Genomic DNA, 7524 nt, shown 5'->3' on the forward strand with positions numbered 1-7524 from the left:
GAAACGCCCGGTTACATTCCGAACCCGGAAGCTAAGCCTCACCGCGCCGATGGTACTGCAGGGGGGACCCTGTGGGAGAGTAGGACGCCGCCGAACAATCTTTAGGGAAAACCCCCGTGCCCATGGCACGGGGGTTTTCTGCGTTGATGGACAATTTCGGCGCGGGCTAATTCGGGTGAGTGGTCCCGCGACCGGGTACTACGGTGGCCCCATGAGTTACCTGATCAGGTCCGTGCGTGCCGAGGAATGGCCGGCTGCGAAGGGGCTGCGGCTCCTTGCGTTGCGGGACCCGGTCGCGCACCTCGCCTTCCTGGAGACGTACGAGCAAGCGTTGGCGAAGCCGGACTCCTTCTGGAAGGAGCGGACCGCCGGAGTGGCCGACGGGGTCGAGGAGGCTCAGCAGATCATCGCCGAAGGGCCCGACGGGGAGTGGGTCGCGACGCTGACCGTGCTCGTCGAGGAGGCGGGGACCAAGGACTGGGCGGGGTTTCCGGTCGAGCAGCGGCAGGGGCATGTCGTCGGAGTGTTCGTGCGGCCCGAGTACCGCGGGATCGGGCTCACCGAGGTCCTGTTCGACGCCGGGCTGGAGTGGGCGTGGTCGCGCGGGCTGGAGCGGGTGCGGCTCATCGTGCACGAGGACAACGGACGGGCGCGGACCTTCTACAGCAGGGCAGGCTTCCTGCCGAGCGGTGTGGTCGTGCAGCTGGGCGAGGACACCGACGGCGGCCGGGAGCTGGAGTACGTCCTGGAACGGCCGTAGGGGTCACACGGGCAGTTCGTGGTGGGGCCAGCGGGTGCGGGCCTGTTCCCGGGAGCGGAGCAGGGCCAGGGTGGGCAGGCCGCGGTCGCGGCCGTCGGCCAGGAGGTCCGGGAGCTGGGCGAGCGGGGCCACGGCCGCGACATCGTCCAGGATCAGGGTCAGTGGTGGGTCGAGCCGACCGGAGGATGACCGTTCGGCCATGCGCCGGCCGCGCTCGACCACGCCTGAGACGAGGGCCGTGAGCAGGGGCATCGCGCCGGGATGCGTCCTCGGGTCCTCGATGGATTCACCGACCACATAAAGCGTTCCCCCTTCGGCGACGAAGGAATCCAGTGCGAGCGCGTCAGTCCGGTTGGGTGTGCAGGCTTCGCGGATGTTCACCGTGGAGAGCGCGGACAGGGCTCGGGTCGTCAGTTCCTGGGCGATGTCCCGGCGTTCGGCGTGGGCGGTGAGTGCGGCTTCGAGTTCGCCCGCTGAGCCGGCCGCCGCCTTCGGGTTCGTACGGAGGGTGCGGACCGCTTCCTGGATGCCGGTGCCCTGGGACCAGCGGTGGACATGGCGGACGGTGCGGCCGTCGATGGCGGCGGCGTGCAGATAGCTGCGCAGGAGCGTCTCGGCGGTCTCGGTGACGGCCTGGTCCAGGCGGGCCGTGGGGCGTACGGGGGTGAGCAGGGCCGTCGCTCTGGCTGCCGCTGTCGCCCTGTCCTCGCAGCCCGCGGTCGGGGACCAGTGAAGGCGGGCCGGGGTGTCGCACAGGTGGGTGGGGTCATAGAGGAGGACGGGGCCGAGTTTTGCTCGGGCGTCCTTGGTGTCCTCCCAGAGGGCCGGGTGCGAGGTGACGACCAGGACGGCGCCCTCCGCGTCGCGTATGGCCTGCGTCGCGGTGATGTGGCGGGTCTCGGGCGGCGCGTACAGGACCGGGCCCTCGGGGCTGGGTGCTTCCCGGGCGATCACCGGTGCGGGCTTGAGCAGGGGGGCCGGGGTCATGGGTTCCGGTTCGGGTTCCGTCCTGGGGACGGGTACCTCGTGAGGGACCGGCGCCGGGACCGGCGCCTCCTGGCGGGATCGCGTCCCCCTGCCCGCCCGTACCGCCCGCCATCGCGCCACCGTGCCCAGGGTGAAGACCGTGAGGACCAGGAGAACCATCACCTGGCCGATGAACAGGCCCCAGAAGAGGCCGTAGCCGGAGAGGGCCGACGGGTCGGCGTCGGGCCAGGCGCCGTGGAGGTCGTGCGGTTGGCCGACCAGGTGGCGCATGGCCAGCGGGGTGCGGGTGAAGGTGACGCCGGCCGGCCAGGAGCCGTGGGCGAACAGGGCCGCGAGGCCCGTCGCCGTCCACACCAGCAGCGTCATGCCGAGCAGGAACGCGAGGAGCCCGAGCAGCAGGCCGTCGGGGATGCCTCCCTGGCCCTGCCCGTGGCCCTGGAAGCGGTCGTCACCCGGTCTCATCGCGTCCCCCGTGTCTACGCCACCGTCGACTCGGACGAGCCGTCCAGGTCGGGCAGGTGCTGTTCCATGAAGGCCGCCGCCCGTTGTTCCTGTTCCAGCTCGGCGGCGCGCAGGGCGTCGTCCTCGGCGAGGTCGGCGGACGACTGGGTCATCGCGCGGTCGGTGAAGACCAGCGGCCGTTCCGTGTCGGTGATCAGGTGTTTGACGACCTGGACATTGCCGTTGACGTCCCACACCGCGATGCCCGGTGTGAGGGTGGGGATGATCTCCACCGCCCACCGGGGCAGGCCGAGCACGCGGCCCGTCGCCCTCGCCTCGTCGGCCTTCTGGGCGTAGATCGTCCGTGTCGACGCCATTTTGAGGATGGCGGCCGCTTCCTTCGCCGCCGCTCCGTCGACCACGTCGGACAGGTGGTGGACGACGGCGACGAAGGACAGGCCGAGCCGGCGGCCGAACTTCAGCAGCCGCTGGAACAGCTGGGCCACGAACGGGCTGTTGATGATGTGCCAGGCCTCCTCGACCAGGAAGATGCGCTTCTTCCGGTCGGGGCGGATCCAGGTGTGCTCCAGCCACACGCCGACGATCGCCATCAGGATCGGCATGGCGATGGAGTTGCGGTCGATGTGGGACAGGTCGAAGACGATGAGCGGGGCGTCCAGGTCGATGCCGACCGTCGTCGGGCCGTCGAACATGCCGCGCAGGTCACCGTCGACGAGACGGTCCAGGACCAGCGCCACGTCCAGGCCCCACGCCCGTACGTCGTCCAGGGCGACGTTCATCGCCTCGGCGGACTCCGGCTCGGGGTGCCGTAGCTGTTCGACGATGTCGGTGAGGACCGGCTGGCGTTCGACGATCGTCTCGTTGACATAGGCGTGGGCGACCTTGAGGGCGAAGCCCGAGCGTTCGTCCAGGCCGTGGCCCATCGCGACCTCGATGATGGTGCGCAGCAGCGCCAGCTGGCCCGTCGTCGTGATCGAGGGGTCCAGCGGGTTGAGACGGATGCCGAGGTCGAGGGCGGCCGTCGGGTCCAGGCGGATGGGAGTTATACCCAGCGCCTGCGCGATGAGGTTCCATTCGCCGACGCCGTCCTCGCCCTGGGCGTCCAGGACGCAGACCTGGCGGTCGCGGAAGCGGAGCTGGCGTAGGACGTACGTCTTCTCCAGGGCCGACTTGCCGTTGCCGGACTCTCCGAGGACCAGCCAGTGCGGGGCCGGGAGCTGCTGGCCGTACAGCTGGAAGGGGTCGTAGATGTAGCCCTTGCCGGAGTAGACCTCGCGGCCGATGATCACGCCCGAGTCGCCGAGGCCGGGGGCGGCGGTCGGGAGGTAGACCGCCTGGGCCTGGCCGGTGGAGGTGCGCACGGGCAGGCGGGTCGTCTCGACCTTGCCGAAGAGGAAGGACGTGAAGGCGTCGGTGACGACGGACATCGGGTCCCGCATGTAAAGCCCCTACCTTCGGATGCCGGTGGCGAACGGGAGGGTGTTCACGAACGCGCGGTGGTGCTCTCGGTCGCACCACTCCAGCTTGAGGTACGACTTGCCCGCGGACGCCCTTATCGTCCGCTTGTCGCGGGCCAGTGCCTCCGGGTTGCGGGAGGAGACGGTGATGTAGCCGACGAGGTTGACGCCCGCGGCGCCGCTCGCGAGGTCCTCGCCGCGCTGGTCGATGCGGGAGTGCGCGGCCACGTCGCGCGGGTCGACCGTGCGGTTCATCTTGGCGGCGCGGCTCGCCTCCGCCTCGTCGTTCGTCTTCTCGGTCAGCATGCGTTCGATGGCGACCTCGGTGGGTTCGAGATCCATCGTCACGGCGACCGTGCGGATCACGTCCGGGGTGTGGACGAGGAGCGGGGCCAGGAAGTTGACGCCGACGGGCGTCATCGGCCACTCCTTCACCCAGGCGGTGGCGTGGCACCAGGGGGCCCGGGTGGAGGACTCGCGGGTCTTCGCCTTGAGGTGGGTGGGCTCCATGGCGTCCAGCTCGGCCGGCCAGGCGTTGCGGCGGGTCATCGCCTGGATGTGGTCGATCGGGTGGTCCGGGTCGTACATGGAGTGGATCAGCGACGACAGACGGCCCTGGCCGAGGGGCTGGCGGACGCGGATGTCCGCCTCCTGGAGGCGGGAGCAGATGTCGGTCAGCTCGCGGGCCATGACGACGGCGAGACCGGCGTCGCGGTCCAGCTTGCGGCCGTTCTGCGGGCGGGCGGCGCGGGCCATCGCGTTGGCCTCGGCGGCCAGTTCGCGCGTGAAGTGCATGCAGGCGACCAGGTAGGCGCGGTGCTGCTCGCTGCTCGTCGACACCATCGACTGGAGCTGCTCGTACGACGACTGGAGCCAGGGCAGGGACTTGTCGTCGCCGCGCTGGGAGACGTCCTTGGCGTGGGCGTCGGGGTCGGCGGGGAGGGTGCGGGCGAGCATCTGGAGGCGGGTCACGAAGCCGTCGCCGTTGGCCACGTGCTTGAGGAGGGTGCCGAAGCGGTCGACGAGGGCTTCCTGGTCCTCGCTGTCGCGCAGACCGACGCCCGGCCCCTCGATCTCGATGGCCGCGGTCACCGTACGGCGGTCCGCGTGCAGGAGTACGGCGATCTCGTCGGGGCCGAAGGGGGCGGCGAGCCAGTTGATGCGGCCGACGCCGGGCGGCGGGCCGATCTCGATCTCCTGGCCGTCGATCCTGGTGCCGGCCTCCATGGCGGCCGAGCGGTAGACCGTGCCCCGGCGCAGGGTGCGCTTGTAACTGCGGTTGATCTCGAACCACTTGTAGAAGGTGCGGTGCTTGTACGGCACGTACACCGCGGCCAGCGCGATCATGGGGAATCCGGCGAGCAGCACGATCCGCAGGGTCAGGACGGGGACGAGGAGCCCGCACATCATGCCGAGGAACGCGCCGACGACGATGAGCGCGATCTCGCCGGACTCGCGGTTGCGGCCGACGATCGCGTTCGGCCGGGCGCGGCCGATCAGATATGTACGGCGGGGCGTGACCACGTGGGACACGTGGGATTCGGTCGTCAACGCCCTTCACCTCCCGTGCGGTTGGTACTGCTGTTGCGGGTGTTGCCGGCGTGCGGGGTGTTCACAGGGCTGCCGGCGCGGGGTGCGGGTGCGGCGGAGGGGACAGATCCGCCGCCTCCGTTCGAACTGCGCGAGCTGTGCGCGGCCACGCCGCCGGCGGCCTGGTTGGCCGGGCGCTGGCCGCTGGAGGACCCGCCGCCGCCGTTGTTGTCGGCTCGGGTGCTGTGCGTCTTGATGCCCTGGGCGACGAGGGTCGCGGGGGAGCTGATGACGGCCGCGGCCTTGCCCTCGGCGCCCTGCATGATGCGGTTGTTGCGCGAGTTCGCGATCTCGTCACCGAAGCCGGGCACGAAGCGGTAGATCATCGCGCTGGCGAAGATGGCCAGCAGGATGATGGACAGGCCGGACACGACGGCGCCGAACGCGTTGGGGCCGTCGTCGGCCGAGAGGGCTCCGGCCAGGCCCAGGACGATCACGATCACGGGCTTGACCAGGATGACGGCGATCATGATGCCGGCCCAGCGGCGGACGTGGCCCCACAGGTTCTTGTCGACGAGGCCGGCGTAGACGACCGTACCGAGCAGGGCGCCGACGTAGAGCAGGGCGGCTCTGAGGACCAGCTCCAGCCACAGGACGCCGGCGGCGAGGATGGACACCAGGGAGACCACGATCAGCATGATCGGGCCGCCGCCGATGTCCTCGCCCTTCTCCAGGGCGGCGGAAAAGGTGCCGAAGTAGGCGTCGGTCTGACCGCCCGTCGTCTTCGCCAGCATGTCGCTGATGCCGTCGGTGGCCGAGACGACCGTGTAGAGGATCAGCGGGGTGAAGGCGGAGGCGAGGACGGTGAGCCAGAGGAAGCCGACGGCTTCGCCGATGGCGGTGGTGAGGGGGACCCCGCGGACCGCCCGCTTGGCGACGGCGAGCAGCCACAGCAGGAGGGTCAGGACGGTCGACGCGGCGAACACGACGGCGTACTGCTGGAGGAACCTGGCGTTGGTGAAGTCGACGTTCGCGGTGTCCTGCACGGCGGCGCTGAGCTTCTCGACGGTCCAGGCGGCGGCTTCGGCACAGCCCTTGGCCAGCGAGGAGAGGGGGTCGAGGGTGTCGGAGACGCCGGAGGGGGTGGTGCCGGAGGGGGTGTTGCCTTTTTCGCAGTACTTCTTGGCTTCACCCGGGATGAGGCTGCAGTCGAGGCTGCTCGTCGGGGACGGCGAGGCAGTGGGCGTGGGCGACGGACTGGGCGTGGGCGCGGCGAAGGCACGGGTGGCCAGCAGTACGGCCGACGCCTGGACGGCCGCGACGACCCCGACGAGCCGGAGCACGCGGTGCGGGTTACCGGGCATACGTGAACCCTCCGTACTCCTCGATGGCCTTGCTGATCTCGTCGGAGGCGGCGGCCCTGTCGTCGCCCGGGACCGGGGCGGGGCCGTCCTTCTGCTCGTCGTCGGCGATCTTCCAGTCGCCCTCCACCCACTGGAGGTCGAACGTCCAGGTCTTCCACGACGAGGTGACGGGGTCGGTCGAGTTCTCCCCGGACATGCCGATCAGGCCGAGATACCAGACGGCGACCTTGGCGGTGGTGTCGGCGTAGGCCTGGACCGTGGTGCCCACCGGGACGACGCGGGAAACGAAGGTGTTGCCCTCGGGGGCGTTGCCATTGGCGTCGAGGCCCAGCTTGGCGAGGAAGGCGGCCGAGTAGGCCCGGTCCATCGGCGCTTGGAGCGTGGCGGCGGTGGCGGCGGTGTAGACGGTGTCGACGAGGGCGTGCCGGCTGTCCTTCTGGAACATGCCGGTGGAGCCCAGCGCGACGGCGTAGTTGGCGGCTGCCGACTGGGCGCCCTGCTCGGTCCGGGCGAAGCCGGACGGGATGCCGCCGGTCTTGGACTCCACCGGCTTCGTCCCGCTCGCCGCAGTCGACGACGTCCCGGGCTGGTCGGCGTTGGTCTCGCCGGTGGCCGCGGTGGAAGGGGAATCGTCTCCTCCACGGTTCGCGAAGGCGATCGCGGCGATGAGGAGGACGACCACGCCGACCACCATGACCAGGTTCCGCGAGGACGAGCGGGCGGGACGGCGGGCGCCGCCGTAGGGGTCCGCCTCGGGGAGGCGCATGCGGGTGCCCGCCGGCTCGCCGTAGTCGTGTTCGTCTCCGGGACTCATGCCGTGTACGCCCCCTCGCTGCCGTACCGGAACACGTAGTAGTACGACGGTAGCCGTGCTGGTTCCCGCGCGGGCGCGGTGTGGTGACTCGACATCAGGGAAACGCAACCTCAGCCGGTGGGCACGACGGGTGGGTGGGGTGGAGAGGGC

General features: G+C 70.5%; 6 protein-coding genes and 1 rRNA gene. 2 read left to right on the forward strand and 5 right to left on the reverse strand.

From position 1 onward, the window contains the following. Together rrf and P1P75_RS37665 are read left to right on the forward strand one after the other, a co-directional pair. Nucleotides 1–96, forward strand: a 5S ribosomal RNA gene (rrf, locus tag P1P75_RS37660); the annotation flags it as partial. A gap of 115 nt (nucleotides 97–211) precedes the next feature. After that, nucleotides 212–760, forward strand: coding sequence for a GNAT family N-acetyltransferase (locus tag P1P75_RS37665; protein ID WP_319263912.1), 549 nt, complete (start codon nucleotides 212–214; stop codon nucleotides 758–760). Nucleotides 761–763: 3 nt separating this feature from the next. On the opposite strand, the gene P1P75_RS37670 is transcribed toward P1P75_RS37665, so the two are convergent. The 5 genes from P1P75_RS37670 to P1P75_RS37690 are packed head-to-tail and all read right to left on the reverse strand — an operon-like array spanning nucleotide 764 to nucleotide 7374. Beyond that, entirely contained in the window at nucleotides 764–2209 is a 1446-nt protein-coding gene (locus tag P1P75_RS37670) for a type VI secretion protein (protein WP_319263914.1), read from the reverse strand. A gap of 14 nt (nucleotides 2210–2223) precedes the next feature. Beyond that, nucleotides 2224–3648: an ATP-binding protein gene (locus P1P75_RS37675; protein WP_319263916.1), complete on the reverse strand. Its 1425-nt coding sequence runs from the start codon at nucleotides 3646–3648 to the stop codon at nucleotides 2224–2226. A 9-nt stretch (nucleotides 3649–3657) separates the two neighbouring features. Then, nucleotides 3658–5217, reverse strand: coding sequence for an SCO6880 family protein (locus P1P75_RS37680; RefSeq protein ID WP_319263918.1), 1560 nt, complete (start codon nucleotides 5215–5217; stop codon nucleotides 3658–3660). After that, nucleotides 5214–6560 carry a hypothetical protein gene (locus tag P1P75_RS37685; protein WP_319263919.1) on the reverse strand — a complete coding sequence of 449 codons (1347 nt, stop codon included), beginning with the start codon at nucleotides 6558–6560 and terminating at the stop codon, nucleotides 5214–5216. Before P1P75_RS37685 ends, P1P75_RS37680 begins: the two co-directional genes overlap by 4 nt. After that, the gene (locus P1P75_RS37690) at nucleotides 6550–7374 is read right to left on the reverse strand and encodes a hypothetical protein (protein ID WP_319263920.1); all 825 of its coding nucleotides are present in this window, start codon (nucleotides 7372–7374) and stop codon (nucleotides 6550–6552) included. The genes P1P75_RS37685 and P1P75_RS37690 overlap by 11 nt, the downstream gene beginning before the upstream one ends. Nucleotides 7375–7524: the final 150 nt, after the last annotated feature.

Source organism: Streptomyces sp. ID05-39B (genome assembly GCF_033794725.1).
Classification (GTDB): Bacteria; Actinomycetota; Actinomycetes; order Streptomycetales; family Streptomycetaceae; genus Streptomyces; species Streptomyces bobili.